This window comes from Streptomyces sp. NPDC046887 (assembly GCF_040644755.1).
Taxonomy (GTDB): domain Bacteria; phylum Actinomycetota; class Actinomycetes; order Streptomycetales; family Streptomycetaceae; genus Streptomyces; species Streptomyces lichenis.
Genome location: NZ_JBEYXH010000018.1, coordinates 104896 through 131803, shown reverse-complemented (window position 1 = coordinate 131803; position 26908 = coordinate 104896). Strand labels below are relative to the sequence as shown.

Genomic DNA, 26908 nt, shown 5'->3' with positions numbered 1-26908 from the left:
TGCACCGCGAAAGCGGCAAACGCGGCACCGGTCCTCCGTACCCGGGGAGACGGGGGTGCGGAAAGGGCCGGAAGGCATGGCAGGCTTGGGCCATGGCCCAGATCAACCCCAGCATCCTGTCCGCCGACTTCGCCCGCCTCGCCGACGAGGCGCGGGCCGTCGAAGGGGCCGACTGGCTCCATGTGGACGTCATGGACAACCACTTCGTGCCCAACCTCACCCTGGGCGTGCCCATCGTGGAGTCGCTGCGCAAGGCGACGGACATCCCGCTGGACTGCCATCTGATGATCGAGGACCCGGACCGCTGGGCCCCGCAGTACGTGGAGGCGGGGGCCGGGTCGGTCACCTTCCATGTGGAGGCGGCCGCCGCCCCGGTGCGGCTGGCGCGGGAGATCCGGGCCAAGGGGGCGCGGGCCTCGATGGCGCTGAAGCCGGCCACCCCGATCGAGCCGTACGAGGACCTGCTGTCCGAGCTGGACATGGTGCTGATCATGACCGTGGAGCCCGGCTTCGGCGGGCAGGCGTTCCTGGACATCATGCTGCCCAAGATCCGCCGCACCCGGGACCTGGTCGCCAAGCACGGGCTGGACGTCTGGGTGCAGGTGGACGGCGGGGTGTCGGCGTCCACGGTCGAGCGGTGCGCGGAGGCCGGCGCCGATGTCTTCGTGGCCGGCAGCGCGGTCTACGGGGCCGAGGACCCGGCCGCCGCGGTGCGCGGGCTGCGCGAGCAGGCGGCCGCGGCGGCCAAGGGCGCGGCCTGGGCGTGCGGCCACTGAGCCACCGGGAGATGAACGAAGCCCCACAGGACCGATCACGGACCGCCGGATCTGCGAGGATGACGGTCCGACGTGAACGTGTGAACAGCAGTGAGGAGAGCGCGGTGTCTGCTATGTCGGCGGGACGGCCAGCCCTGCGGATGGGACCCGCGGAGCTCGTACAGGCCGCGGCCATGGCCCGCCGCTTCTACCTGGAGGGGAAGTCCAAGATCCAGATCGCCGAGGAGTTCGGCGTCAGCCGCTTCAAGGTGGCCCGGGTCCTGGAGACCGCCCTCGAACGCGACCTCGTCCGTATCGAGATCCGCGTCCCCGCCGAGCTGGACGCCGAGCGCTCCGACGCCCTGCGCGCCAGATACGGGCTGCGGCACGCCGTGGTCGTCGAGTCCCCGCCGGAGGGCGAGGACGCCTCCCCGGACCCGGAGAACCTGGGCGAGGTGGCCGCCGACCTGCTGGGCGAGCTGGTCGCCGAGGGGGATGTGCTGGGGCTGGCCTGGGGCCGTTCCACCATCCACATGGCCGCCGCCCTGGACCGGTTGCCGCCGTGCACGGTGGTCCAGCTGACCGGGGTGTACGACGCGGGCACCGCCGAGCGCGGCTCGGTGGAGGCGGTGCGCCGCGCCGCCCAGGTCTCCGGCGGCGAGGCCCACCCCATCTACGCGCCGATGCTGCTGCCCGACCCGGCCACCGCCGCCGCGCTGCGCAACCAGACCGGTATCGCCCGGGCCTTCGACTACTTCGACAAGGTCACCGTCGCCGCGGTCTCCATCGGCTCCTGGGAGCCGGGTATCTCCACCGTCCACGACATGCTCAGCGACGAGGAGCGCGCCCACTACGCCTCGCTCGGGGTGGCCGCCGAGATGTCCGCCCACCTCTTCGACGCCTCCGGCCGCCGGGTCGGCCGCGACCTGGTCGAGCGCTGCATCGCCGTGGAGGCCGACCGGCTGCGCCGTATCCCCGAGGTCGTCGCCATCGCGGGCGGCCAGCGCAAGGCGGCGGCCATCGGCGCCGTACTCCGCTCCGGGCTGGTCACCAGCCTGGTCACCGACACCTCGGCCGCGGACTACCTGCTCACCGAGTTCACGCCCGGCCCGCGCCCCGCGCTGGACCGCGCCGACCCGGACGAGTGAGGCCGCGCGGCGGGGCTTGGAGGATGCGACGAGGGGGCCGGGCGGGGCCTGGAGGTTCCGTCTGAGGCGTACGCCTGCGCGGGCGTGGGAGAATGAAGTACGTGCGATTTCCCCCGGGCTGATGATCTGACCGGGGCCGACTCCGATCGACTGGGATGTTCAGCACGTGCGTTTCCTCAATGACCTGAAGCCGCCGTACGACCTCACGTACGACGACGTGTTCATGGTGCCGAGCCGCTCGGCCGTGGGCTCCCGTCAGGGCGTGGACCTCGCTTCTCCCGACGGCACCGGGACCACCATCCCGCTGGTCGTCGCCAATATGACCGCGATCGCGGGCCGCCGGATGGCCGAGACCGTCGCCCGCCGCGGCGGTCTCGTCGTCATCCCGCAGGACATCCCGATCGAGGTCGTCACCGACGTCATCACCTGGGTCAAGAGCCGCCACCATGTGCTCGACACCCCGATCGTGCTGGAGCCCCACCAGACCGTCGCGGACGCCCTGTCGCTGCTGCCCAAGCGCGCCCACAACGCTGGTGTGGTGGTGGACGAGGACCAGCGCCCGGTCGGCGTGGTCACCGACCGCGACCTGAGCGGAGTGGACCGCTTCACCCAGCTCTCCGAGGTCATGTCCAAGGACCTGCTGCTGCTGGACGCGGACATCGACCCGCGCGAGGCGTTCAACACCCTCGACCAGCGCAACCGCCGCTACGCCCCCGCGGTGGACGCCGACGGCCGGCTGGCCGGCATCCTCACCCGCAAGGGCGCCCTGCGCGCCACCCTCTACACCCCGGCCGTGGACGCCAGGGGGCGGCTGCGGATCGCCGCCGCCGTGGGCATCAACGGCGATGTGGCCGGCAAGGCCAAGCAGCTGCTCGACGCCGGGGCGGACACCCTGGTCATCGACACCGCGCACGGCCACCAGGAGTCGATGATCGCCGCCATCCGCGTGGTCCGCGCCCTGGACCCGCGGGTGCCGATCGCGGCCGGCAACATCGTCGCCGCCGAGGGCGTCCGCGACCTGATCGAGGCCGGCGCCGACATCGTCAAGGTCGGGGTGGGCCCCGGCGCCATGTGCACCACCCGGATGATGACCGGCGTGGGCCGCCCGCAGTTCTCCGCGGTGCTGGAGTGCGCCGCCGAGGCGAGGAAGTACGGCAAGCACGTCTGGGCCGACGGCGGGGTGCGCCACCCGCGCGACGTCGCCATGGCGCTGGCCGCCGGCGCCTCCAATGTGATGGTCGGCTCCTGGTTCGCCGGCACCTACGAGTCCCCCGGCGACCTCCAGCAGGCCGCCGACGGCCGGCTCTACAAGGAGTCCTTCGGCATGGCCTCCGCGCGCGCCGTGCGCAACCGCACCAGCGAGGAGTCCGCGTACGACCGGGCCCGCAAGGCGCTGTTCGAGGAGGGCATCTCGCACTCCCGGATGTTCCTCGACCCCGAGCGCCCGGGCGTGGAGGACCTGATCGACTCGGTGATCGCCGGCGTCCGCTCGTCCTGCACCTACGCGGGCGCGGGCTCCCTGGCGGAGTTCGCCGAGAAGGCCGTGGTCGGGGTGCAGAGCGCCGCCGGGTACGCCGAGGGCAAGCCGCTGCACGCCAGCTGGAGCTGACGCCGACCGGGCTTCCTCACCGGGCCGTCTCCGCCGCGGGGCGGGGGCGGCCCTTCGCCGTGCCTGCCGTGGTGCCTAGGCGGCGGCCACGGCGGCGGGCCGGCTGCGGGCCCAGACGGCGCGGATCGTCTTCCCGGCGGCGTGCGGGCGGACCTCCAGCCGGTTGGCCAGCGCCTGCACCAGATGCCAGCCGAACCCGCCACCGCCGGAGAAGTCCGGCGCACGGGGCTCGGGGGCGGCCGGACTGGAGTCGTCCACCTCCACGGACAGCTCGTCCCCGGCGGTGCCCAGCCGCAGCCGCCACCGGCTCCCGGCGTGGCGCAGGGCGTTGGCGGTCAGCTCGGTGACGACCAGCTGGACGGCGGACACATCGGCCCAGGGGCAGTACTCCGCCAGAAAACGCGCGGTGGCCTCACGCGCCGAGGCGGAGTCGGCACAGGGCGGGACTTCGACAACCATGGGCGGCTCCTTCGGTCGTTCACCGTCCGCTTACCCGCCCCTTGTGGGTGACACGCACCACTTCGTGCCGATGGGCTCCCTCAGGGCCGGGAGCGGCGAACGGTGAGCGCCACCGTGTCGTCCGGGTGCAGCACCATCGTGCGCATCTCCTCGGCGATGGCCGCCGGAAGTTCCGCTATCGGCCGCTCGCGCAGCCCGCAGGCCGCCTTGATCAGCCGCTGCTCGCCCTCCCGGGGGTCCCGGCGGCTCTCGGTCAGCCCGTCGGTGTAGAGGACCAGCAGGTCGCCGGGGTCGAGCCGGTCGTGCAGCAGCCCCTCGCTGCCGGGCAGCGGGAAGCCGATACCGCGTCCGCGCGCCTCCAGCAGCGAACCGGTGCCGTCGCCGCCGCGGACCAGCAGGGCCGGGGGATGGCTGCCGTTGGCCATGGCCAGCTCACCGGTGCGCGGGTCGAGCCGCACCACCTGCACGGTGGCCATCAGCTCGTGGTCGAAGGTGGCCAGCACCTCGTCGGTCCGGCCCACCAGCGACTCCAGCGGATGCCCCTCCAGGGCCAGGGTGCGCACCGCGTGGGTCACGTTGAGCGCGGCCCTGGTGCTGGTCAGCCCGTGGCCGAGGGCGTCCACCACGGTGATGTGCACGGTGCCGTCGGGGAGCACGAACCAGTCGTAGAGGTCGCCGCCGGTCGGGGCGTCCTTCTCGGCCGGCTCGTAGTGCACCGCCATCTCCAGGCCGTCCACCGCGACCGGGGCCGGCCGCAGGGCGTCCTCCAGCTGCCGCAGCATCCGCCCATGGGCCTGCCGCAGCTGCTCGTCGCGCTCCTCCAGCTGGACGTAGAGCGCCAGCACCCCGCTGTTGGTCTCGGACAGCTCGTGCTTGAGCTGCCGGTGGTCCTCGGCCAGCTCGTCCATCCCGGCGACCGCGGCGCGCAGCTCCTCCTCCAGCAGCTCGGTGGCGGCCGGGCCGTCCCGGTCCCCGGCCGCGGCCGGTTCCGCCGGGGCGGGCAGCCGCCAGACCGCGGCCGGTCCCGGCACCCGCTCGGCGGGCAGCGGCAGCCCGTCCAGCGAGGGGCCCTCGGAGGCGTACGGCAGATGGAGCCGTACGGTCAGCCGGTCCGGCTCCGTGCCGGTGTCCCGGGCGGTGGCCTGCGGGGGCACCGTCTCCAGCAGCACCGGGCGCCCCTCGGCCAGCTCCCCGGCGGCCACCCGGGCCGCGGACAGCGCCAGCCGGTAGCGGGTCTCCACCGGCAGTCCCGCGCGGTACGCCAGCAGCCGCAGCTCCTCGCGGAGCCCGCCGAGCGAGCTGTGGGTGGTGATCCGGTCGTTCATGGTCTTCTCCGGGTCCGGCCCGGGTGCCGGAAGGTATGGGGGCCGGTCGGGCCGGCGGTGGGGGTATGTGGGGGGTGTGGGGGTGCGGGGCGGCCCGCGGTGGGCGGGCGCGCGGTGCGGGCCATCAGCGGTCCTTCCAGCGGGCGGCGACCACGGTGGTGCCCTCGCCGGGGGCGCTGCGCACCCGGAACTCGTGCATCAGGCGCCGGGCCCCGCCGAGGCCGTGCCCCAGGCCCGAGCCGGTGGTGTAGCCGTCGGTGAGGCAGCGCTCCAGGTCGGCGATCCCGGGCCCCTCGTCGCTGACGGTGAGCCGCAGCCCGCGCCGGGTGCCGGAGGCCACCGGCTCGATCTCCACGGTGCCGCCGCCTCCGTACACATAGGCGTTGCGGGCCAGTTCGCTGATCGCGGTGACGATCCGGGTCTGGTCGACCAGACCGAAGCCGGCCTCCACGGTGGCCGCCCGCACCGCGTGACGGAGCGTCAGCAGGTCCTCCTCGGAGGCGGCCGGGTAGCGGCCCGCCGCTTCGGAGGGAACGGGCGGCTGGGCACGGGGAGCGGCGGCCGGGGGCCCGGCGGGGCGGTCACCCGGCGGGCGGGTGCCGGTCGTACGGTCCTCCGGCAGGCGGGTGCCGGTCGTACGGTCCTCCGGCGGGCGGTCGTCCGGCGGCCGCCGGGGCGCGACGACCGGGGCGCTCAGGGACCGCCTCTCACGCGGCAGGGCCATGGGGACCTCCCCGGCTGCTCGGTGGGCGGGGCGGGACTCCTCCGGGTACGGCAGGGCCGCTGAGTACCGGTGCTCCGCCGCGTGCGTCGGCCCGCCGGCGTACGGCGACCTCGCCCCGCGCGTCGGCCCGGCCGCGTACGGCAGACCCGCCCCGTATGCCCACCCGCCCGCGTACGCCGAAACGGCCGGGCGCGGTGGGGCGCTCGGCCGGGGTGGTGGGGGGCGTCATGCGGTCACCCGCCGGGGGCGGGCGGTGCCGCGGGTACGGGGCGGCGACTGGTTCACCGGGTACACAGGCACCTTTCGCGATCGGTGACGGGGAGGAGGGGCGGGCCGCGGGTTCTCGCGGCGACCGGCCGCCGGGCGGCCTTCCATCGTCGCACTCCGGCTGCCGCGTCCCCGGAGGTCCGGGACGGCGAGGGCGGTGGCCGTGCGTGCCGGCCACCGCCCTGTCGCCCCTCACCGGGCGGTGTGCCCCTGCACGGCCTCGCAAGGCCCGTCGGGTATGTCACATGGGGCGGCCCGCACACCGAAGGCGCGCACCGGCGCCGGACAGCTCCTCCGGTCCACGGCCCCTCCTCGCGTCGATGTCACCGATCGAAGGCGCTGCTACCCGGAGTTCGCGGCGGCATGCGCGCCCGTCGTGTCCTGTGCCGGTCGGGGCCGGTGGGGCAGCTCGGGCCAGTGGTCGCGCACGGCCGAGGCCACCGCGCGGGCGAGCCGGGCGTGCCCCTCGTCGTTCGGGTGGAGCCCGTCCGCGAGGTGCTCGGGGCCGAGCACGTCCCGTCCGGATAGCAGCGCCAGGAGCCGGTCGCCCGCGGCCGTGTGGTCCCGGGCAGCCTCCTCCATGGCGGTACGCAAGTCGGCGAGGGTGGCGCCCAGCGGGTTGGCGTTGGTCTCGGCCTCGGGCCGCAGCACGGGGGAGACCAGCAGCAGCGGGGTGCCCGGGTGGCCGGCCCGTACCAGGGAGAGGAACGCGCGGACCGTCTCGTACAACAGCGGGGCCGAATACGGCACCCCCGACCAGCAGTTGGTGCCGAAGGCCAGGGTGACCAGGGCGGCCCGCGGAAGGCTCGCCAGCTGCTGGGCCAGGGCGAGGTCGCCGCGCGCCGAGCCCGCGTAGCCGAGGTTGACCGGGTCGAGCCCGAGGGCCCGTCCGGCGGTCGCGGGCCAGGTGAGCGCGGGCCGGGTGGCGAGCCAGCCCTCGGTGATGGAGTCGCCGTGCACCAGCCAGCGCGGGCGGCGCGGGGCGGGGGCCAGCTCCCCGCCGAGCGCCCGGATCCCGGTGATCCGGGGCGCCTGGCTCTCCGGCGGGTAGACGGTGAAGGGGCCGTCGTTCCCTTTTCCGGGGGCGGGCAGCTCGATCACCACCTCGGACTTCTCGGCGGGCGGTGCCAGGACCTCCCGTACACACCGGCCGCCCTGCCACAGCGAGAAGCAGTGGGACAGCTCACGCATGGACCGGGGGGCCTCGGGTACACGCGCCCGGTAGCGCAGTGCCACGGCCCGGGTGCCGGGGGAGGCGGTGAACTCCAGCCGCACCCCGGTGGGCAGCTGGGCCCGGGCGGCGGTGTCCCACGGGAGCCGTGCCAGGTCGGCGGGGTCCGCCCGGACCGGACGGTCCTCGTCCCACCAGGCGGTGCCGCGCAGAAACGGCTCCGGGGCCGGCCAGTCGTCCATCGGGTCGTCCGCCTTCCTTCGGGGAGGTGAGGGGTGTGCGGTGCGCGGGAGCGCCGGAGGGTCTCCTGCCCCCGATGTTCGGATTCGTGTGCCAGGGCGCAATGTTTCCCCGTCCGCGGCCCCAGCACGCAATGATCATCCGTGGGAACGCAACAACGGTGCATTACGGACGCGAAGCGATGGGGTTTAGGCTCGTGCCCCGTACCAGGAGTGGCGGCGACCGTCAGCTCGGCGGTCTCCCCATCCCACGGGCTTCTTCCCGCTGCCCGCGAGACGCCGAAGGCGCCGCTTTCTTTCCCCGCAGCGACGAAGGAGCCCCCAGCAGTGCTGGACCAAGGCACAGCCTCTCCCGCCACCGAGCCACCCGCCCCCAAGGCGTCCGGCCTCTCCGTCCTCATGCGCCGCAAGCCGGTGGATGTGCTGGTCGACGAGGGTGGCAAGGGTGAAGGCGGCACGCTCCGCCGCACCCTGTCCATGTGGCAGCTGACCATGATCAGCATCGGTGCCACCCTCGGCACCGGCATCTTCGTCGTCCTCGGCGACAGCGTCCCCAAGGCCGGCCCGGCGGTCACCGTCTCCTTTGTGATCGCCGGTCTGACCGCCCTGTTCTCCGCGCTCTCCTACGCCGAGCTGGCCGGCTCCATCCCGGTCGCCGGCTCCTCGTACTCGTACACATACGCAACGATGGGCGAGCTGCTGGCCTGGGTCTGCGGCTGGGCCATGGTCCTGGAGTACGGCGTGTCGGTGGCCGCGGTCGCGGTCGGCTGGGGCGAGTACCTGAACAAGCTGCTGGAGGGGACGATAGGCGTCACCATCCCGGCGACCCTCTCCTCCGCGCCCGGCGAGGGCGGTGTGATCAACCTGCCCGGTCTGATCGTCGTCCTGCTGGCGATGGTCATGCTGCTGGGCGGCGCCCGTGAGTCCGCCCGGCTCAACACGATCATGGTCTTTGTGAAGGCCGCCGCGCTGCTGCTGTTCTGCGCCATCGGCTTCACCGGCTTCCAGTCCGGCAACTACGCCGACTTCATGCCGCTGGGCGTGGGCGGGATCGGCGCCGCCGCGTCGGTGCTCTTCTTCTCGTACATCGGCTTCGACGCCGCCTCCACCGCCGGTGAGGAGGCGAAGAACCCGCAGCGCGACCTGCCGCGCGCGCTGATGCTCTCGCTGGTCATCGTCACCGCGTTCTACGTGCTGGTCGCGGCCGTCGCCGTGGGCGCCTGGAAGTGGACCAAGTTCGAGACCGCCACCGCCCCGCTGACCTCGATCGTCAACGACGTCAGCGGCAACTCCCTGTGGGGCACCCTGCTGGCCGCCGGTGCCGTGATCTCCATCGCCAGCGTGGTGCTGACCGTGCTCTACGGCCAGACCCGGGTGCTGTTCGCGATGTCCCGCGACGGCCTGATGCCCAAGGTCTTCGCCAAGGTCAACGCCAAGACCGGCACGCCCCGCCGCAACACCGTGATCGTCTCGCTGTTCTGCGGCGCGCTGGCCTCGGTCATCCCACTGGGCGAGCTGGTCAACGCCACCAGCATCGGCACCCTCTTCGCCTTCGGCCTGGTCAACATCGCGGTGATCGTGCTGCGCCGCACCCGTCCCGACCTGAAGCGCTCCTTCCGGGTGCCGCTGGGCTGGACCTTCCCGATCCTGGGCTTCCTCGCCTGCGCCGCCAGCATGTCCCAGTTCATGGCCCCGACCTGGATCGTCTTCCTTGGCTGGATGGCCGCAGGTCTCGTGTTCTACTTCCTCTACGGCATGCGCCGCTCCCGACTGGCCACCGCAGAGAAGTGATCCACCCCCCGTGCGCCTGAACGATCTCGACGAACGCATCGTCCACGCCCTCGCCGAGGACGCCCGCCGTTCCTTCGCGGACATCGGATCGCTCGTCGGCCTCTCCGCCCCCGCCGTCAAGCGCCGGGTGGACCGGCTCCGCGCCGAAGGCGCCATCACCGGCTTCACCGTACGGGTGGACCCGGCGGCGCTGGGCTGGGAGACCGAGGGGTTCATCGAGATCTACGCACGGGGCAACACCTCGCCCGAGACCATCCAGCGCGGTCTTGAGCGCTATCCGGAAGTCGCGTCCGCCTCCACCGTCACCGGGGAGGCGGACGCGATCGTCCAGGTCTTCGCCTCCGACATGCGCCACTTCGAGCGGGTGCTGGAGCGCATCGCCGGGGAGCCGTTCGTGGAGCGCACCAAGTCGGTGCTGGTGCTGTCGCCCCTGCTGCGGCGCTTCTCCTCGGGCTCGCCCGCGTAATCCGTACGGGTCAGCGCACGGGGCGGGACGCTCACGCGCAACGAATCACCGTCTGATCGCTTACGTACGCAATAGATCGATGGTCGGTACGCAACGGTCGCGCCTTGTCCGGAATGAGCACCGGACCGTACCGTTTTGAACGTCCCCGGCACTCCACGATGCCCCCGGGCCCGCCGCCCGGACCGCGCGCATCCGCCCGGGCACCTTCCCGCCGTACCACCCGAGATCCCGAGGTCGCCGATGCCGCCGCTGCGCACCGCCCTGCTCCAGAGCTCCGGACAGCTTGGTGACGTCGCCGCCAACCTCAAGGTGCTGGACCAGGCCGCCGCCCGGGCCGCCGCGACCGGCGCCGGGCTGCTGGTGGCCCCGGAGATGTTCCTCACCGGCTACGCGATCGGCGACGGCATCGCCCGGCTCGCCGAGCCCGCCGACGGCCCCTCCGCCCAGGCGATCGCCTCCCTCGCCGCCCACCACGGCCTGGCCATCGCCTACGGCTACCCCGAGCGCGACGGTTCCACGGTCTACAACGCGGCCCAGCTCGTCGGCCCGGACGGGACCCGGCTGGCGAACTACCGCAAGACCCACCTCTACGGCGGCTTCGAGACGGACTCGTTCAGCGCAGGCGACCAGCCGGTGGTCCAGGCCGAGCTGAACGGCGTCCGGGTCGGGCTGATCATCTGCTACGACGTGGAGTTCCCGGAGAACGTCCGGGCGCACGCCCTGGCCGGCACCGAGCTGCTGATCGTGCCCACCGCGCTGATGCACCCCGCCGAGATCGTCGCCGAGTCCGTGGTCCCGGTGCGCGCCTTCGAGAACCAGCTCTACATCGCCTACGCCAACCGGGCCGGTGTGGAGGGCGAGTTCGAGTTCGTCGGGCTCTCCGCGCTGGCCGGCCCGGACGGCACCGCCCGGGCCCGCGCCGGCCGCGGCGAGGAGCTGGTCACCGGGGACGTCGACCCCGAGCTGCTGGCCGCCTCGCGCGAGGCCAACCCCTATCTGCGCGACCGGCGCCCGGACCTCTACACCTCACTGGTCTGAGCCGCCCGCCGCACCCCGAAGACCTTCCGCCCCGCTCTCGCCAAAGCCTGCAAGGAGTCCGTACCCCATGACGTCCACGGTGCCCACCGCCGTCCAGCACACCGACGCTCAGCCGCCGATCACCATGTTCGGTCCGGACTTCCCGTACGCCTACGACGACTTCCTGGCCCACCCGGCCGGGCTCGGCCAGATCCCGGCCACCGAGCACGGCACCGAGGTCGCGGTCATCGGCGGCGGTCTCTCCGGGATCATCGCCGCCTACGAGCTGATGAAGATGGGCCTCAAGCCCGTCGTCTACGAGGCCGACCAGATCGGCGGCCGGCTGCGCACCGTCAGCTTCGAGGGCTGCGACCCGGCGCTCACCGCCGAGATGGGCGCGATGCGCTTCCCGCCGTCCTCCACCGCGCTCCAGCACTACATCGACCTGGTGGGCCTGAAGACCGCGGCGTTCCCCAACCCGCTGGCCGAGTCCACCCCCTCCACGGTGGTCGACCTCAAGGGCGAGTCGCACTACGCGGAGACCATCGACGACCTCCCGCAGGTCTACCGGGACGTCGCCGACGCCTGGGCCGCCTGCCTGGAGGAGGGCGCCGACTTCACCGACATGAACCGCGCCCTGCGCGAGCGGGACGTGCCGCGGATCCGCGAGATCTGGTCCACGCTGGTCGAGAAGCTGGACAACCAGACCTTCTACGGCTTCCTCTGCGACTCCGAGGCCTTCAAGTCCTTCCGCCACCGGGAGATCTTCGGCCAGGTCGGCTTCGGCACCGGCGGCTGGGACACCGACTTCCCCAACTCCATCCTGGAGATCCTGCGGGTCGTCTACACCGAGGCCGACGACCACCACCGCGGCATCGTCGGCGGCTCCCAGCAGCTGCCGGTGCGGCTGTGGGAGCGCGAGCCGGAGAAGATCGTCCACTGGCCGCTGGGCACCTCGCTCTCCTCCCTGCACGAGGGCACGCCCCGCCCGGCCGTCACCCGGCTGAACCGCACCGCGGGCAACCGGATCACCGTCACCGACGCGGGCGGCGACATCCGCACGTACCAGACGGCGATCTTCACCGCCCAGTCCTGGCTGCTGCTGTCCAAGATCGCCTGCGACGACTCGCTCTTCCCCATCGACCACTGGACGGCGATGGAGCGCACCCACTACATGGAGTCCTCCAAGCTGTTCGTCCCGGTGGACCGGCCGTTCTGGCTGGACAAGGACGAGACCACCGGCCGGGACACCATGTCGATGACGCTCACCGACCGGATGACCCGCGGCACCTATCTGCTGGACGACGGCCCCGACAAGCCGGCCGTCATCTGCCTGTCGTACACCTGGTGCGACGACAGCCTGAAGTGGCTGCCGCTGTCGGCGAACGAGCGCATGGAGGTCATGCTCAAGTCGCTCGGCGAGATCTACCCGAACGTCGACATCCGGAAGCACATCATCGGCAACCCGGTGACCGTCTCCTGGGAGAACGAGCCCTGGTTCATGGGCGCCTTCAAGGCCAACCTGCCGGGCCACTACCGCTACCAGCGGCGCCTGTTCACCCACTTCATGCAGGACCGGCTGCCCGAGGACAAGCGCGGCATCTTCCTGGCCGGCGACGACATCTCCTGGACGGCCGGCTGGGCCGAGGGCGCCGTGCAGACCGCGCTCAACGCGGTGTGGGGCGTGATGCACCACTTCGGCGGCGCCACCGACGCCACCAACCCGGGCCCCGGCGACCTCTACGACGAGATCGCCCCGGTGGAGCTGCCCGAGGACTGAGTTCCTCTCGTTCCGGTACGCAGACGGGCCGGTCCCTTCGAGCGAGGGGCCGGCCCGTCGGCGTACCGTCGGAGCCTCAGCGGCGGCGGTACGCCGGCAGCGGGGTGAGCAGTATCCGCCCGGCCAGTCCCACCGAGCGGTCCAGTTGCGCCGCGTACTCGGCGTCCAGCCCCGCCGCCCCGCCCGCCGTCTGCCGCAGCTGCCACAGGGCCCGGGCCGCCAGCCAGGCCCCGTCCCGGGCCCGCTCCGCGCTGCGGCAGCCCAGCAGATGGACCAGCGGGTCGGCCAGCTCCAGCAGCTCCTGCCCGGGTGTCAGTTCCTCGCGTACCCGCTCCTCCAGCAGGACCAGCCGGTCGGCCGCCCGCTCGAAGGCGTCCGCCAGCTCGGTCGGGGTGCGGCGCAGCGTACGGCAGAGGTCCACCAGCGCCAGCGGCAGATCGCAGCCGAGCTGCGCGTTCACCCCGGCCAGCGCGAACTGCACCGGGCGTACGCCGGGATGGTGCCGGGCGTCCAGCAGCGGCCGCCAGCAGGCGGAGCCCTTGCCGCCGGCCGCGGCCGTCTCCAGCGCCGTCAGCGCCCGCTCAGCGCACCGCAGGGTCAGGGTGGCGGCCAGCCGCCGCTCCGGGCGCTCACCGGCCCCGTTCCGCCGGGCCGCCTCCGCCACCACCGGCAGATACGCGCCGAGGAAGACCGCCACCCCGTCCGTCGCCGGACCCCGCCCGGCCAGCGCCCCCAGCCGGTCCGCGACCGCGTGGGCGCCGACCGGCCCGGCAGCGGCGGGGGAGCGCGGCGGGGGGACGACGGGCTGGCTCGACCGGGTCTGCGTCATGGCAGCAGCCTGGCAGTCGGTAGGCTCGGCGGCGGTGCCGTCCGGCCGGGCTTCCCCGGAACGGGGGAACGGGAACAGCCCGGCGGGCACCGGGGGAGGGAAGCACCAGTGGCGAACGGACATCGCCGGCGACGCGCCGGACGGGACGGAAGACGGGCCGGCGCGGGGCGCCACGCGATGGTGGCCGCCGCCTCGGCGGTGGTCGCGGTGGGCGCCGTCAGCGGACTGCTGGCCGCCTCCGGCGGCGGGGAGCGCGGCGACACGGCCCGCCCGGCCGAGGTCAGCGCGGTACCCGAGTTGCCGCCACTGCCGGCCCGGCCCAGTGCCTCGGCCTCCCCCTCGCCGTCCGCCTCGCCCAGCCCCTCCGCCTCGCCCTCCGCGTCGCCGTCGAAGAGCGCGGCCAGGAAGGCCCCGAAACCGTCGAAGCCCAAGCCGAAGACCGCCCCGGCCGCCCCCGTCCGCCATGACCCGGTCTCGGCGGCGCTCTACCGCCACCCCGAGTCCCAGGCGCTGGACTGGGTGCGGGCCAATCCCGGGGACTCCCGCCGCGCGGTGATCGAGTCCCGGATAGCCGCCCAGCCGTCCGCCGTCTGGTTCGCCGAGTACAACCCGGGCTCCATCACCGGCAAGGTCCGGGCGGTCACCTCCGGGGCGGCCGCCGCGGGCCGGGTGCCGGTGCTCGTCCCGTACGCCATCCCGGACCGCGACTGCGGCGGCGCCTCCCAGGGCGGGGCGCCGGACCTCGGGGCGTACGACGGCTGGATACGCGGCTTCGCCGACGGGCTCGGCGGCGGGGAGGTCATCGTCGTCCTGGAACCGGACGCGATCGCCTACGCCGACTGCCTCTCCGGCGGCGAACGGGACGCCCGCTACGCCTCGCTGGCCCGCGCCGCCCGCACCATGAAGGCCGCCAACCCCAAGGCCCGGGTGTACTTCGACGCCGGGCACTCCGGCTGGCACCCGCCCGCCACGATGGCCGGGATGCTCCGCGCGGCGGGCGCCCACACCGCCGGGGACGGCATCTTCACCAACGTCGCCAACTTCCACACCACCGGGGACGAGGCCGCCTACGCCCGCCGGGTGCTCGACGCCCTCGGCGGCCCCTCCCACCTCGGTGCCGTGATCGACACCAGCCGCAACGGCAACGGGGCGCCCGGTGCCGAGGAGTGGTGCGACCCCTCCGGCCGGGCGATCGGCCAGTCCCCGACCACCCGGACCGGCTCCGACCGGATCGACGCCTATCTCTGGGTCAAGCTGCCGGGCGAGTCCGACGGCTGCAAGGGCGCGGCGGGCGAGTTCAGCCCCGACTGGGCGTACGAGCTGGCCACCGGCTGAGTCGCCCTCACGGCCGCTTGTCCGAGTCCCCCGACCGCTGGTCGTAGGAGGAGGTGCCGGAGTCCAGCAGCGGTTCGGCGGTCTTGAGGTGCGCGGGGGCGAAGGCGCGCAGCACGTGGTAGCCGGTGATCACCACGATGGTGCCCAGCGCGATGCCGCCCAGCTCGAAGTTGTCGGTGATCTTCAGGCTGACCCCGCCGACGCCGATGATGATGCCCGCGGCGGCCGGGACCAGGTTGAGCGGGTTGCGCAGGTCCACCCCGGCGTTGATCCAGATCTGCGCGCCGAGCAGGCCGATCATGCCGTAGAGGATCACGGTGATCCCGCCGAGCACCCCGCCGGGGATGGCGGCGACCACCGCGCCGAACTTCGGGCAGAGGCCGAAGAGCAGGGCGAAGCCGGCGGCGGCCCAGTAGGCGGCGGTGGAGTAGACCCGGGTGGCCGCCATCACGCCGATGTTCTCCGAGTAGGTGGTGTTCGGCGGGCCGCCGACCGCGGTGGAGAGCATGGAGCCGACGCCGTCCGCCGCGATGGCGGTGCCCAGCCGGTCGTCCAGGGACCGGCCGGTCATCTCGCCGACCGCCTTGACATGCCCGGCGTTCTCCGCGATGAGCGCGATCACCACCGGGAGGGCGACCAGGATCGCCGACCACTCGAAGGCCGGGGCGTGGAAGGACGGCAGCCCGACCCAGTCGGCCTTGGACACGCCGGAGAGGTCCAGGCGCCAGTGGTCGACCGCCTCGGGGCCGCCGAGCGGCGAGTGGATCTTTCCGAAGGCCAGGTCGAAGAGGTAGGAGACCGCGTAGCCGAAGACCAGTCCGAGGAAGATCGCGATACGGGACCAGAAGCCGCGCAGGCAGACCACCGCGAGCCCGGTGAACAGCATCACCAGCAGCGCCGTCCACTGGTCCTGCGGCCAGTAGGTGGAGGCGGTCACCGGCGCCAGGTTGAAGCCGATCAGCATCACCACCGCGCCGGTGACGATCGGCGGCATCGCGGCGTGGATGATCCGCGCCCCGAACCGCTGCACCGCCAGACCGGCCAGGAACAGCACCGCGCCGACCACCAGCACCGCGCCGGTCACCGTGGCGCTGTCCCCGCCGGAGGCCCGGATGGTGGCGGCCACGCCCACGAACGACAGCGAGCAGCCGAGGTAGCTGGGCACCTGGCCGCGGGTGGCGAGCAGGAAGATCGCGGTGGCCACCCCGGACATCATGATCGCCAGATTGGGGTCGAGCCCCATCAGCACCGGGGCGACGAAGGACGCCCCGAACATCGCCACCACGTGCTGGGCGCCCAGCCCCACCGTGCGCGGCCAGGACAGCCGCTCGTCGGGTCGGACGACGGCACCGGGCGCGGGGGTGCGCCCGTCGCCGTGCACGGTCCAGCGCACGCCGAGGTTCATCAGGGGTGGCTCCAGTTCTGGGAGGGGGAGGGGGCCGGGGCGGTGGGCCGTCGGCCGTGCCCCGGGCGGTGGCCGGAAATCGGCCAGCGCCATCGTAGAGGCCGGTGGGCCGGAGGCCCCGCGGAGGCGGGTCGGGCCGGGGCCCCCGGAGGCCGGTCGGTCCGGGGGCTCTCCGGTGCCGGGGGTCAGCCCGCGTTCTGACCCGGGGTCCCGGAGCCCTTGGTGACGTCCTTGGCGATGTCCCGCGCGGTCTTGCCCGGGCCGCTCGCCGCCGCCGTACCGTCCACCGCCCCGTCGTCCACCCCGGCGGTGGTCCCGCTCCGGCCGAGCACCCCGGCGCCCAGCACCAGGCCGAAGGCCAGCACCGTCACCACGCCGAAGGAGACCGCCAGCGAGGTGAGGTCGGCGAGGCCGCCGATCGCCGAGGGGGCGATCAGCCCGGAGGTGTACGTGATGGTGGCGACGCCCGCGATCGCCTGGCTCGGGTTCGGCCCGCTGCGGGCCGCCGCGGCGAACGCCAGCGGGACCACCACCGCGATGCCCAGCCCGATCAGCCCGAATCCGGCCAGCGCCACCGCCGGGTGCGGCGCCAGCACCACCAGCGCCCCGCCGGCGGTCGCCGCCACGCCGCCCGTCCGGACCGTGCGGACCGGGCCGAAGCGGTCCACCACCCGGTCGCCGACCAGCCGCACCACCGCCATGGTCAGCGCGAACGCGGTGGTGGAGGCGGCCGCCAGCCCCGCCGAGGTGCCCAGTTGGTCCCGGAGGTAGACCGCCGACCAGTCCAGGCTGGCGCCCTCCGCGAACACCCCACAGAACCCGATCGCCCCGATCACCAGCGCCGACTTCGGCGGCAGCGCGAACCTCGGCGGCGGCTCCTCGTCCGGGGTGCTCCGCAGGTCCAGCACCCCCTGGCAGAACAGCAGCCCCAGCGCGGTCAGCACCACCGCGGCGATCAGATGGTGTACCCGGGCGTCCCCGCCCAGATGCGCGGCGAGGGTGCCGACCGCCGAGCCGAGCAGCGCCCCCAGGCTCCACATACCGTGCAAACTGGACATGATCGACCGGTCCAGCCGCCGCTCCACCTCCACCCCGAGCGCGTTCATCGCCACATCCGACATTCCGGAGGTCGCCCCGTAGACGAAGAGCGCGGCGGCCAGCCCCCAGACGTTGGGCGCGAGCGAGGGCAGGGTCAGCGACAGCGTCCAGAGCACCAGCAGCAGCCGTAGCGCCGGGCGGGAACCCATCCGGTGGCTGACCGCCCCGGCCAGCGGCATCGCCAGCGAGGCGCCCAGCGCCGGGAAGGCCAGCGCCAGACCCAGCTGACCGGCGCTCACCCCGGCGTGGTCCGCGATCCAGGGGATACGGGTGGCGAAGCTGCCCGTCACCGCGCCGTGCACACAGAACACCGCCGCCACCGCGAACCGCGCCCGGCGCAGCCGCTCGGCACCGAAGACCGTCTCCGTCGCCATAGGTCCTTCCCGTCCCTCCCCCTGGTCCCCGTGGGCCGGTTCCCCGGGGATCGGCCGTAAACTATCAGGAAGCCTGCCTGATAGTAAGATGGCCGCCTCACACGCTGCCCGCACGGTCCGCGGCTCCGGCTCCCGGACGGGTCCCGGCCTCTGGAAGGATTCCCGGCATGCCTGCATCGCCCAGCACCGCCCGGGCCATCAACGACCGCCTGGCCCTGCGCTTCCTGCGCGACGAGGGCCCGCTGACGGCCGGTCAGCTCAAGACGCTGACCGGGCTGTCCCGGCCCACCGTCGCCGATCTGGTCGAACGGCTCCGGCACACCGGGCTGGTCCGGGTGGTCGGCGAGACGGGCGCCCAGCGCCGGGGCCCCAACGCCAAGCTGTACGGGCTCGTGGCCGACCGCGCCCATCTGGCCGCCCTCGATGTGCGCACCGACAGCGTCACCGTCCTGGTCACCGATCTGCTGGGCGCCGAGCTGGCCCGGGCGTCCACGCCGATGGGGGAGCCCGGAAAGGGAGTGGGCACGGGCCGGGCGGAGGAGGCGGGTCCGGCGGTGGAGCGGGCCGTCGCGCTGCTGGAGCGGACCGTGGCCGAGGCCGGGGCCACCCGGCTGCACAGTGTCGGCATCGGCGCCCCCGGGCTGATCGACCCGTCCACCGGGGAACTGCGCGACTCCGGCGGGCTGCCCTGGTGGCACCGCCGGCTGGTGGCCGCGCTCCAGCAGCGGCTGACCGCCATCGTGCAGGTGGAGAACGAGACCAATGTGGCCGCCATCGCCGAGCAGCGCGAGGGCGCCGCCCGGGGCCGGGACACCTTCGTCCTGCTCTGGCTCGGCCAGGGCGTCGGCGCCGCCCTGGTGCTGGACGGCCGAGTGAGACGCGGTGCCTCCGGCGGGGCGGGGGAGATCGGTTTCCTGCCGGTCCCGGGGACGGGCGGGCTGCCCTCGGCGACCGACTGCGACGGCGGCTTCCACGCCCTGACCGGCTCCGCGGCGATCGCCCGGCTGGCCGCCCGGCACGGGGTCGCGGTGGACGGCGGGGGTACGGAGCCGGCCGGGGCCGTCGCGGTACGCGCCGCGCTGGCCGCCGGGGCGGACGGCTTCCTGGACGAGCTCGCCGGGCGGATCGCGCTGGGCGCGGCCTCGGTGAGCGCGGTGCTGGACCCGGGCTGTGTGGTGCTCGGCGGCGAGATCGGCCGGGCCGGCGGGGCCGCGCTCGCCGCCCGGGTGGAGGAGCGGCTCGCCGGGCTCTCCCCACTGCGGACCGAGGTCCGGGCCGGGGCGCTGGGCGGCGGCGCGGTGCTGCGGGGCGCGCTGCTGACGGTGCGCGACGCGGCCCAGGAGCAGTTGTTCGCGCCGGAGCCGATGTGAGGTGACGTGACCTGCTACCGCCCGTGCCCCCGGACGGATGGTCCTGGGGCACGGGCGGTAGGGACGGGCGGCAAGGGGGTGGGTGCTGGGTGCGGCCCGGCGGCGGGAAGGGCCGGTCTCCGCCGCCGGGCCGCGCTCTGGGGGGACCCGATCAGGGGTCTGCTGCGAGTGGCTCAGCAGGCGCCGAGGTCCTGCCAGACGCCCCACTGGCCGGTGGTCCCGGGCTCCTCGCCCTTGGTCCACCACTTGGCCTTCCAGTTGCGGGACTTGTGGGAGACCGCGGTCCCGCCGCCGTACTCGGTGGTCGCCTTCCAGGCGGGCGCGGTGCAGGCACCCGGAGTCGGAGTCGGCGTCGGGGTGGGAGTGGGGGTCGGCGTGGGGGTGGGTGTCGGGGTCGGGGTGGGGGTCGGGGTCGGGTCCGTGCCGCCGCCGGGCTCGACCACGGTGGTGCCGCGGGCCAGGTCGCCGGCGAGCGCGTAGCTGGTGCCGCCGATGTCCACCGTCCAGTTCCACGGGGTGGAGACTGGCAGGTAGTAGTTGAAGGAGAGCTCGACCGAGGCGCCGGGGGCGAGGGACTGCCAGGCCGGCAGCTTCAGCGAGGCCCGGTGGAAGTCGCCCTTCAGCCCGCCCACATTGGAGCCGGTGTGGTCGCTGGAGATCACCTTGGTGCCGAAGCCGGACTGGTCGGAGGCGTTGCCCGGGGCGGAGGTGGAGTAGTCGAACTGGAACTCCGTACCCCCCGGCAGGGCCGACTTGGTGTTGTTGGTGATCTTCACCTTGGGGGTGATCGGGTAGTTGGAGTCACCGAGCTTGAACTCGCCGAACTCCACCCCGATGTTCACCGCCTTGGTGGGCAGCGCCTTGTTGGAGACCTTGGCGCCGTACGCCGGGGCCGACTTGAACTTCTCGTACATCAGCGAGGTCAGGGTGGAGCCGGGCTCGTACTGGCCCTTGGCCGCGTTCCAGCCGTAGTCACCGGCCAGCTCCCAGACCATGGTGCCGCCGATGCCCTTGTCCACCACGTAGTCGGCCTTGCGGGCCACCGACTGCTCGTCCTCGGTGGAGAGGAAGGTCCTGGTCTGGGCGTTCCACAGCCAGGGGGCGACCAGGGTGGAGTCGTACTTGCGGGTGTAGCTGCCGGCCAGCTTGGTGCCGGCGCCGAAGCCGTAGCCGGTCAGGTAGTCGCCGAGGATCCCCTTCTCCAGGTTCTTGGCGTGCCACATCGGGTTGGAGCCGGCCGGGGACTCCTTGCCGTTGTCGTCCTTGTCGTGCCAGAGGTTGTCGATGCCGGTCGCCCCGTCACCGCACTTGGTCAGCCCGGAGCCGGCCGGGCAGCTGCTCGCCGTGGCTCTTCCCCACAGGCCGTCCGTGCCGCCCTGCACGTTCTTGTGGCCTCGCGTGTAGTACGGCAGGCCGATGTTGATCCGGCCGGCCGGCATCGAGCCGCGGAAGTAGTGGTATGCCCAGTCGGTGTTGAGGTAGCCGACGCCGCCGTACTGCTGGCTGCCGTACACGTTGGAGGCGGCCAGCTCGGCGTCCTTGCCGTCGTCGAAGAGCGAGGCGTTGGGGCCGACGTACTCGTTCCAGGCGCCGTGCAGGTCGTAGGACATGATGTTGACGTAGTCCAGGTACCTCTGCATCTGGTACGTCTCCATGCCGCGCAGCAGATAGCCGGAGGAGGGGGCCGCCACGGTCAGCAGGTAGTGCCGTCCGTCGGCCGCGCCCGCCCGGTCCAGCTTCTCGCGCAGGGTCTTCATCAGCGCCGCGTAGCCCTTGACCAGGCCGCCGCGCCGGGCGTTGGAGATCGCGAAGTCGGCCGGGTGGCCCGCGTCCTTCATCGAGGTGGCGTACTCGTAGTCGATGTCGACGCCGTTGAAGCCGTACTTCTTGATGAAGGCGACCGCGGAGTCGCTGAAGGTGTCGATGCCGGCCTGGTTGACCGAGCCGTCGGCGTTGGTGGCCATGGTGTAGAAGCCGCCGGAGCCGACCCGCTTGCCGTCCTCGCCGAAGTAGCCGCCGGTCTCGGCCCAGCCGCCGACCGAGATCAGCGTCTTCACCTCGGGGTGCTGCTTCTTGTACGTGTTCAGCAGGTTGAAGTGGCCCTTGTAGGGGAGCGCCGGGTCCATCTCGGCGCCCGCGGTGCCGGGCCAGGTCATCCCGGTGGCCGCGTTGTTCGGGCCGTCGGCGCCGACCGAGAGCTTGTTGGCGGAGTCGATGTGGCCGAAGGCGTAGTTGAGGTGGGTGACCTTGCCCCAGGGGATGTCCTTGGCCAGATAGGCGGGGGTGCCGTCCTTGCCGGTGCGCCAGCCGGTGAAGTAGCCGATGACCCGGCGCTGGTGGTCGGCGCCCATCTTCTCGCGGCCCTCGGTGTCGTACACCGAGCAGTACGGGACGTCGACGCCGGGCGTCTTGTAGAGCCCGTCGGGGCGACAGTTCTCTTGGTCCGCGGCGTGCGAGACGCCGCCGGAGAGCATGCCGAGCAGCAGTCCGGCGACGGCGGCGCCGGACGCCAGCGCGGTGGCTCTGGCGCGGGTGGGGGACAGCACGGGTTTCCTCCCGGGGAGGTGGGAGCGCGCCTGCGGCGGGGACGCGGGCACACGGCGGGGATCGGGACACACAGCGGCGAAAGCGGGGTGGTGCGTGTCGGCCGGGGTGTGCGCACACCGGGAGGCCGGCTCCGAGGAGGTGACGCAGAGATTAAAAGGACTAGACCAAGGGGTCAATAGGTCTGGACCAGTGGAATGTCCGCAGGTCCCGAAGGTTTCCTCGTATGGGCATGCTCATGACGTGATGTGACAGAGTCCATAGGACCGCCTTGGTGGGGCGGTGGGCGGCCGTGGCACACTTGCCGCATATCAGCAGCAGCGCACTCCGGGGTCGGTGCAATTCCGAACCGGCGGTTACAGTCCGCGACCCGACCGCATCCAGCGGCCGGTTGACCAGGTGAAATTCCTGGACCGACGGTGAAAGTCCGGATGGGAGGCAGTGCGCGGCGGGTGACCCTGCCCTCAGGGCCGCACCGGCCGTATCCACCGGCCGCCGTCTTCGGCGACCGGTGCCTCGGCCGATCGGCGTCCCCTGCGTACGGTGGTTCCATCCGTCCTCTGTCGTCATCGACAGGCCCCGGAGTCCGCGCCTCGACAGGCAGGAGGACCCGGTGGCCACCGCAGCCGACCACGCCGCCATGCGGCGGGCGATCACCCTCGCCGCCCGCGGTCTCGGCTCCACCAGCCCCAACCCGGTCGTCGGCTGCGTCGTCCTCGACGCCTCCGGCGAGACCGTCGGCGAAGGCTGGCACCAGCGCGCCGGCGGACCGCACGCCGAGGTGCACGCCCTGCGTGCGGCCGGGGAGCGGGCCCGCGGCGGCACCGCGTACGTCACCCTCGAACCCTGCAACCACACCGGCCGCACCGGCCCCTGCGCCCAGGCCCTGACCGACGCCGGGATCACCCGGGTGGTCTACGCGGTCGGCGACCCGAATCCGCAGGCCACCGGGGGCGCGGACACCCTGCGCGCGGCCGGCGTCCACGTCGAGGCCGGGCTGCTCGCCGAGGAGGCCGAGCAGGGCAACACCGCCTGGCTCACCTCCGTACGGCTCGGCCGCCCGCATGTCACCTGGAAGTACGCCGCCACCCTGGACGGCCGCACCGCCGCCGCCGACGGCACCAGCCGCTGGATCACCTCCGCCGAGTCCCGCGCCGACGTCCACCGGCTGCGCGCCGAGTCCGACGCCGTCCTGGTCGGCGGCGGCACCCTGCGCACCGACGACCCGCACCTGGCCGTCCGCGGCATCGAGGGCGCCGTCCAGCCGCTGCGGGTGGTGCTGGACACCCGGGCCGGCATCCACCCCGGGGCCAGGGTCCTGGACGGCGCCGCCCCCACCCTGCTGGTCGTGGGCGAGGACGCCGACACCCGCCGGCTGCCGGCCGGGGTCGAACTGCTCCGGCTGCCGCTGTACGACGGCCGGATCGGCGTAGACGAGCTGCTGACCGCCCTGCACGCGCGCGCAGTGCGCTCGGTGCTGCTGGAGGGCGGGGCCACCCTCGCCGGGGCGTTCGCCGCCGGCGGGGCGATCGACCGGGTCGTCGGCTATCTGGCACCGGTCCTGCTCGGCGCCGGACCGGCCGTCCTCGCCGACGCCGGAATCACCACCATCACCGGGGCGTTGCGGCTCGACGTCACCGAAGCCGTCCGCATCGGTCCCGATCTGCGGATCACCGCCAAGCCGAAGGAGAGCTGAGCGTGTTCACCGGAATCGTCGAAGAGCTGGGCGAGGTCACCGCCGTCGATGACCTCGGGGACTCCTGCCGCTTCCGCCTGCGCGGACCGGTCGTCACCGAGGGCGCCAAGCACGGCGACTCGATCGCCGTCAACGGCGTCTGCCTCACCGTGGTCGACACCGCCGACGGCGAGTTCACCGCCGATGTGATGGCCGAGACCCTCAAGCGCTCCAGCCTCGGCGCGCTGGCCCCCGGCTCCCGGGTCAACCTGGAGCGGCCCATGGCGGTCGGCGGCCGGCTCGGCGGGCACATCGTCCAGGGCCATGTGGACGGCACCGGCGCCATCCTGGCCCGTACCCCCTCCGAGCACTGGGAGCTGGTGAAGGTCTCCCTCCCCGCCCCACTCGCCCGCTACGTGGTCGAGAAGGGCTCCATCACGGTGGACGGCGTCAGCCTCACCGTGGTGGACGCGGGCACCGACCACTTCACCATCAGCCTCATCCCGACCACCCTCGCCCTCACCACCCTCGGCGTGAAGCAGCCCGGCGACCCGGTCAACCTGGAGGTCGACGTGATCGCCAAGTACGTCGAGCGGCTGATGGGCGCCGGCGGCGGGGCACCAACCCCCGGCCTGGCCGCCCCGGCCGGTGCCGACCCCGCGGACCCCGCTGCCGAGGCCCCCACCGCCCCGCCCACCGACCCCGAGGGGACCCTCCGGTGAACTGGCTCAACTCGGAGGCCTTCACCGCCTTCGGCCAGCAGATCAAGTGGGCCGACATGATCGGCAACACCATCGGCCTGATCGCGCTCGCCCTCGGCTGGCGGCGCTCCGTGCTCACCTGGCCCGCCCAGTTCCTCGCCGGGATCATCCTGTTCGCCGCCTTCGCCAATTCCCACCTGGCCGGCAGCGCCGGCAAGCAGGTCGTGGTGATGGTCGTCGCTTCCTGGGGCTGGTGGCAGTGGACCCGCGGCCGCCGCACGGCCCAGGACGGCTCCCTCGCCGTCCGCTTCGCCACCTGGCGGGAGCGCGTCCTGATGGCCGGCGCCGCCGCGCTCGGCACCCTCGCCGTCGGCGGGCTGTTCACCCTCTTCCCGAAGCTCTCCTGGGACCCGTGGCCCGACGCGTACATCTTCGTCGGCACCCTGGTCGCCATGTACGCCCAGGCCCGCGGCATGGTCGAGTTCTGGTTTGCCTGGCTGCTGGTCGACCTGGTCGGCGTGCCGCTGAACTTCGCCAACGGCTTCGCCTTCTCCGGCTTCGTCTACGTCATCTACGGCGCCCTGGTGCTGTGGGGCCTGCGCGACTGGTGGCTCCGCTCCCGCACCGACGCCCCCACCCTGGAAGGAGCGGGAGCATGACCGCGCACAGCATGATCTGGGACAACGAGGACCTCTCCCTGGACCCGGTGGAGCAGGCCATCCGCGACATCGCCGCCGGCCGGCCCATCGTGGTCGTCGACGACGAGGACCGGGAGAACGAGGGCGACCTGGTCGTGGCCGCCGAGAAGGCCACCCCGGAGATCGTCGCCTTCATGATGAGCGAGTGCCGCGGCCTGATCTGCGCCCCCATGGAGGGCGGTGAACTGGACCGGCTCCACCTGCCGCAGATGGTCGGCGACAACACCGAGTCCATGAAGACCGCCTTCACCGTCTCGGTGGACGCCGCCCCCTCCTACGGGGTCACCACCGGCATCTCCGCCGCCGACCGGGCCACCACCCTCCAGCTCCTCGGCGGCGGCCGCGCCGAACCCGGCGACCTGGTCCGCCCCGGCCATGTCTTCCCGCTGCGCGCCCGCCCCGGCGGGGTGCTCACCCGACCCGGCCACACCGAGGCCGCCGTGGACCTCGCCCGGCTCGCCGGACTCCGCCCGGCCGGCGCCATCGTGGAGATCGCCGGCGAGGACGGCACCATGCTCCGGCTGCCCGAACTCGTCCCGTTCGCCCGCAAGCACGGACTGACGATCATCTCCATCGAGGACCTGATCGCCTACCGCCGCGGCAACGAGCCCACCGTCCGCCGCGAGGCCGAGGTCCGCCTGCCCACCGCCCACGGCGACTTCACCGCGTACGGCTACCGCTCCACCGTCGACGGCGTCGAGCACATCGCCCTGGTCCACGGCGACCTCGCGGACGGCGAGGACGTGCTCGTCCGCGTCCACTCCGAATGCCTCACCGGCGACGTCTTCCACTCGCTGCGCTGCGACTGCGGCCCCCAGCTGGACGCCTCCATGGAGCGGATCACCGAGGCCGGCCGGGGAGTCGTGGTCTACCTCCGCGGCCACGAGGGCCGCGGCATCGGACTGCTCTCCAAGCTGCGCGCCTACGAGCTCCAGGAGCGCGGCCACGACACCCTCGACGCCAACCTGGAGCTGGGCCTGCCCGCCGACGCCCGGGACTACGCGGCCGGCGCCCGGATGCTCGCCGACCTGGGCGTCCGCAGCCTCACCCTGATGACCAACAACCCCGACAAGGTGGACGCCCTCACCCGGCACGGCCTCACCGTCACCGGCCGCGAACCGATGCCCGTCCAGGCCGGTGAGCACAACATCCGCTATCTGCGCACCAAGCGCGACCGGATGGGCCACGATCTGCCCTGGCTGGACCCGGCGGCCACCTCCCCCTGCCACACCCAGTAACCCCGAGAACCCCCGACCCAAGGAGACATACACGTGAGCGGCAAGGGCGCACCCGAACTGAGCGTGAAGAACTGCGGCGACCTCCGGGTGGCCGTGATCGCGGCCCAGTGGCACGAGAAGATCATGGACGGCCTGGTGGACGGCGCCCTGCGCGCCCTGCACGAGCTCGGCATCGACGAGCCCACCGTGCTGCGCGTCCCCGGCAGCTTCGAGCTGCCGGTCGTCGCCAAGGTCCTGGCCGGCCGCGGCTACGACGCCATCGTGGCCCTCGGCGTCGTCATCCGGGGCGGCACCCCGCACTTCGAGTACGTGTGCCAGGGCGTCACCCAGGGCCTGGTGCAGGTCACCGTGGACACCGGCGTACCCGTCGGCTTCGGCGTACTGACCTGCGACACCGAGGAACAGGCCCTGGACCGCGCCGGACTGGAGGGCTCCACCGAGGACAAGGGCCACGAGGCGGTCACCGCCGCCGTCGCCACCGCCACCACGCTGCGTACGGTCAGCGAGCCCTGGCGCTGAGTGCCGGGCCCTGGCGCCGGACGCCGGGCCCGCACCCCGTACTCTGGGGACCATCATGGCGAACAAAACCTTCGAAGAGCTCTTCGCCGAGCTGGAGCTCAAGGCCAAGACCGGCGACCCCGCCACCTCCCGTACCGCCGAGCTGGTGGACAAGGGCGTCCATGCCATCGGCAAGAAGGTCGTCGAGGAGGCCGCCGAGGTCTGGATGGCCGCCGAGTACGAGGGCAAGGAAGCCGCCGCCGAGGAGATCTCGCAGCTGCTGTACCACGTCCAGGTGATGATGGTCGCGCGCGGGATCTCCCTCGACGACGTCTACGCCCACCTCTGAGCCGCACCGCACCACCACCGACCCACCGCGAAAGAAGGAACCG

The 26908-nt window shown here is 73.2% G+C and carries 23 protein-coding genes and 1 riboswitch; of the genes, 15 read left to right on the top strand and 8 right to left on the bottom strand.

Going from position 1 to position 26908, the window contains the following annotated elements; translation table 11 throughout:
- Positions 1 to 92: 92 nt before the first annotated feature.
- From rpe to ABZ945_RS18680, 3 genes are all read left to right on the top strand, one after another.
- Positions 93 to 776, top strand: coding sequence for a ribulose-phosphate 3-epimerase (gene rpe, locus ABZ945_RS18690; protein ID WP_361270433.1), 684 nt, complete (start codon positions 93 to 95; stop codon positions 774 to 776).
- Between the two features lie 80 nt (positions 777 to 856).
- Positions 857 to 1903 carry a sugar-binding domain-containing protein gene (locus ABZ945_RS18685; RefSeq protein ID WP_361270431.1) on the top strand — a complete coding sequence of 349 codons (1047 nt, stop codon included), beginning with the start codon at positions 857 to 859 and terminating at the stop codon, positions 1901 to 1903.
- A 166-nt stretch (positions 1904 to 2069) separates the two neighbouring features.
- Positions 2070 to 3512, top strand: coding sequence for a GuaB1 family IMP dehydrogenase-related protein (locus ABZ945_RS18680; RefSeq protein ID WP_361270428.1), 1443 nt, complete (start codon positions 2070 to 2072; stop codon positions 3510 to 3512).
- 75 nt (positions 3513 to 3587) lie between these two features.
- On the opposite strand, the gene ABZ945_RS18675 is transcribed toward ABZ945_RS18680, so the two are convergent.
- The 4 genes from ABZ945_RS18675 to ABZ945_RS18660 form a co-directional block, all read right to left on the bottom strand.
- Positions 3588 to 3971 (bottom strand): ATP-binding protein, encoded by a 384-nt coding sequence (locus tag ABZ945_RS18675; protein ID WP_361270425.1) that lies wholly within the window; start codon positions 3969 to 3971, stop codon positions 3588 to 3590.
- An 80-nt stretch (positions 3972 to 4051) separates the two neighbouring features.
- Positions 4052 to 5296 (bottom strand): PP2C family protein-serine/threonine phosphatase, encoded by a 1245-nt coding sequence (locus ABZ945_RS18670; RefSeq protein WP_361270422.1) that lies wholly within the window; start codon positions 5294 to 5296, stop codon positions 4052 to 4054.
- 124 nt (positions 5297 to 5420) lie between these two features.
- Positions 5421 to 5783 carry an anti-sigma regulatory factor gene (locus ABZ945_RS18665; protein ID WP_361270460.1) on the bottom strand — a complete coding sequence of 121 codons (363 nt, stop codon included), beginning with the start codon at positions 5781 to 5783 and terminating at the stop codon, positions 5421 to 5423.
- Positions 5784 to 6629: 846 nt separating this feature from the next.
- On the bottom strand, positions 6630 to 7700 hold the full coding sequence (locus ABZ945_RS18660) for a GDSL-type esterase/lipase family protein (RefSeq protein ID WP_361270419.1): 1071 nt from the start codon (positions 7698 to 7700) through the stop codon (positions 6630 to 6632).
- Between the two features lie 396 nt (positions 7701 to 8096).
- On the opposite strand from ABZ945_RS18660, the gene ABZ945_RS18655 reads away from it, so the two are divergent.
- The 4 genes from ABZ945_RS18655 (at position 8097) to ABZ945_RS18640 (ending at position 12751) form a co-directional block, all read left to right on the top strand.
- Positions 8097 to 9488, top strand: a complete 1392-nt coding sequence (locus ABZ945_RS18655; RefSeq protein WP_361270457.1) for an amino acid permease — start codon at positions 8097 to 8099, stop codon at positions 9486 to 9488.
- Positions 9489 to 9498: 10 nt separating this feature from the next.
- Positions 9499 to 9954, top strand: a complete 456-nt coding sequence (locus ABZ945_RS18650; RefSeq protein WP_105868150.1) for an Lrp/AsnC family transcriptional regulator — start codon at positions 9499 to 9501, stop codon at positions 9952 to 9954.
- A 240-nt stretch (positions 9955 to 10194) separates the two neighbouring features.
- On the top strand, positions 10195 to 10992 hold the full coding sequence (locus ABZ945_RS18645; protein WP_361270416.1) for a carbon-nitrogen hydrolase family protein: 798 nt from the start codon (positions 10195 to 10197) through the stop codon (positions 10990 to 10992).
- A gap of 67 nt (positions 10993 to 11059) precedes the next feature.
- Positions 11060 to 12751 (top strand): NAD(P)/FAD-dependent oxidoreductase, encoded by a 1692-nt coding sequence (locus ABZ945_RS18640; protein WP_361270413.1) that lies wholly within the window; start codon positions 11060 to 11062, stop codon positions 12749 to 12751.
- Positions 12752 to 12827: 76 nt separating this feature from the next.
- On the opposite strand, the gene ABZ945_RS18635 is transcribed toward ABZ945_RS18640, so the two are convergent.
- Positions 12828 to 13580, bottom strand: a complete 753-nt coding sequence (locus ABZ945_RS18635) for a DUF5995 family protein (RefSeq protein WP_361270411.1) — start codon at positions 13578 to 13580, stop codon at positions 12828 to 12830.
- A gap of 177 nt (positions 13581 to 13757) precedes the next feature.
- Here ABZ945_RS18635 and ABZ945_RS18630 point away from each other — a divergent pair, with 177 nt between their 5' ends.
- Positions 13758 to 14915: a glycoside hydrolase family 6 protein gene (locus tag ABZ945_RS18630; RefSeq protein ID WP_361270408.1), complete on the top strand. Its 1158-nt coding sequence runs from the start codon at positions 13758 to 13760 to the stop codon at positions 14913 to 14915.
- A gap of 7 nt (positions 14916 to 14922) precedes the next feature.
- Here ABZ945_RS18630 and ABZ945_RS18625 read toward each other — a convergent pair whose 3' ends face one another.
- Together ABZ945_RS18625 and ABZ945_RS18620 are read right to left on the bottom strand one after the other, a co-directional pair.
- Positions 14923 to 16320 carry a solute carrier family 23 protein gene (locus ABZ945_RS18625; protein ID WP_361270405.1) on the bottom strand — a complete coding sequence of 466 codons (1398 nt, stop codon included), beginning with the start codon at positions 16318 to 16320 and terminating at the stop codon, positions 14923 to 14925.
- A 185-nt stretch (positions 16321 to 16505) separates the two neighbouring features.
- Positions 16506 to 17792, bottom strand: a complete 1287-nt coding sequence (locus tag ABZ945_RS18620) for an MFS transporter (RefSeq protein ID WP_361270402.1) — start codon at positions 17790 to 17792, stop codon at positions 16506 to 16508.
- Positions 17793 to 17959: 167 nt separating this feature from the next.
- On the opposite strand from ABZ945_RS18620, the gene ABZ945_RS18615 reads away from it, so the two are divergent.
- Positions 17960 to 19162, top strand: a complete 1203-nt coding sequence (locus tag ABZ945_RS18615) for an ROK family transcriptional regulator (protein WP_361270399.1) — start codon at positions 17960 to 17962, stop codon at positions 19160 to 19162.
- Between the two features lie 173 nt (positions 19163 to 19335).
- Here the strand turns inward: ABZ945_RS18615 and ABZ945_RS18610 are convergent, their stop codons facing one another.
- Positions 19336 to 21708: a chitinase C-terminal domain-containing protein gene (locus ABZ945_RS18610; RefSeq protein WP_361270396.1), complete on the bottom strand. Its 2373-nt coding sequence runs from the start codon at positions 21706 to 21708 to the stop codon at positions 19336 to 19338.
- A gap of 316 nt (positions 21709 to 22024) precedes the next feature.
- Positions 22025 to 22155, top strand: a riboswitch (FMN riboswitch).
- Positions 22156 to 22319: 164 nt separating this feature from the next.
- On the opposite strand from ABZ945_RS18610, the gene ribD reads away from it, so the two are divergent.
- The 6 genes from ribD to ABZ945_RS18580 are packed head-to-tail and all read left to right on the top strand — an operon-like array spanning position 22320 to position 26865.
- Positions 22320 to 23402, top strand: coding sequence for a bifunctional diaminohydroxyphosphoribosylaminopyrimidine deaminase/5-amino-6-(5-phosphoribosylamino)uracil reductase RibD (ribD, locus tag ABZ945_RS18605; protein ID WP_361270393.1), 1083 nt, complete (start codon positions 22320 to 22322; stop codon positions 23400 to 23402).
- A 2-nt stretch (positions 23403 to 23404) separates the two neighbouring features.
- Positions 23405 to 24103, top strand: coding sequence for a riboflavin synthase (locus ABZ945_RS18600; RefSeq protein ID WP_361270390.1), 699 nt, complete (start codon positions 23405 to 23407; stop codon positions 24101 to 24103).
- Positions 24100 to 24741, top strand: coding sequence for a nicotinamide mononucleotide transporter family protein (locus tag ABZ945_RS18595; RefSeq protein ID WP_361270388.1), 642 nt, complete (start codon positions 24100 to 24102; stop codon positions 24739 to 24741). The genes ABZ945_RS18600 and ABZ945_RS18595 overlap by 4 nt, the downstream gene beginning before the upstream one ends.
- A complete protein-coding gene (locus ABZ945_RS18590; RefSeq protein WP_361270385.1) occupies positions 24738 to 26018 on the top strand; it encodes a bifunctional 3,4-dihydroxy-2-butanone-4-phosphate synthase/GTP cyclohydrolase II in 1281 nt (426 codons plus the stop codon). Before ABZ945_RS18595 ends, ABZ945_RS18590 begins: the two co-directional genes overlap by 4 nt.
- Positions 26019 to 26051: 33 nt before the next feature.
- Positions 26052 to 26537 carry a 6,7-dimethyl-8-ribityllumazine synthase gene (ribH, locus tag ABZ945_RS18585; RefSeq protein WP_248637267.1) on the top strand — a complete coding sequence of 162 codons (486 nt, stop codon included), beginning with the start codon at positions 26052 to 26054 and terminating at the stop codon, positions 26535 to 26537.
- A gap of 55 nt (positions 26538 to 26592) precedes the next feature.
- Positions 26593 to 26865, top strand: a complete 273-nt coding sequence (locus ABZ945_RS18580; protein ID WP_031078175.1) for a phosphoribosyl-ATP diphosphatase — start codon at positions 26593 to 26595, stop codon at positions 26863 to 26865.
- Positions 26866 to 26908: the final 43 nt, after the last annotated feature.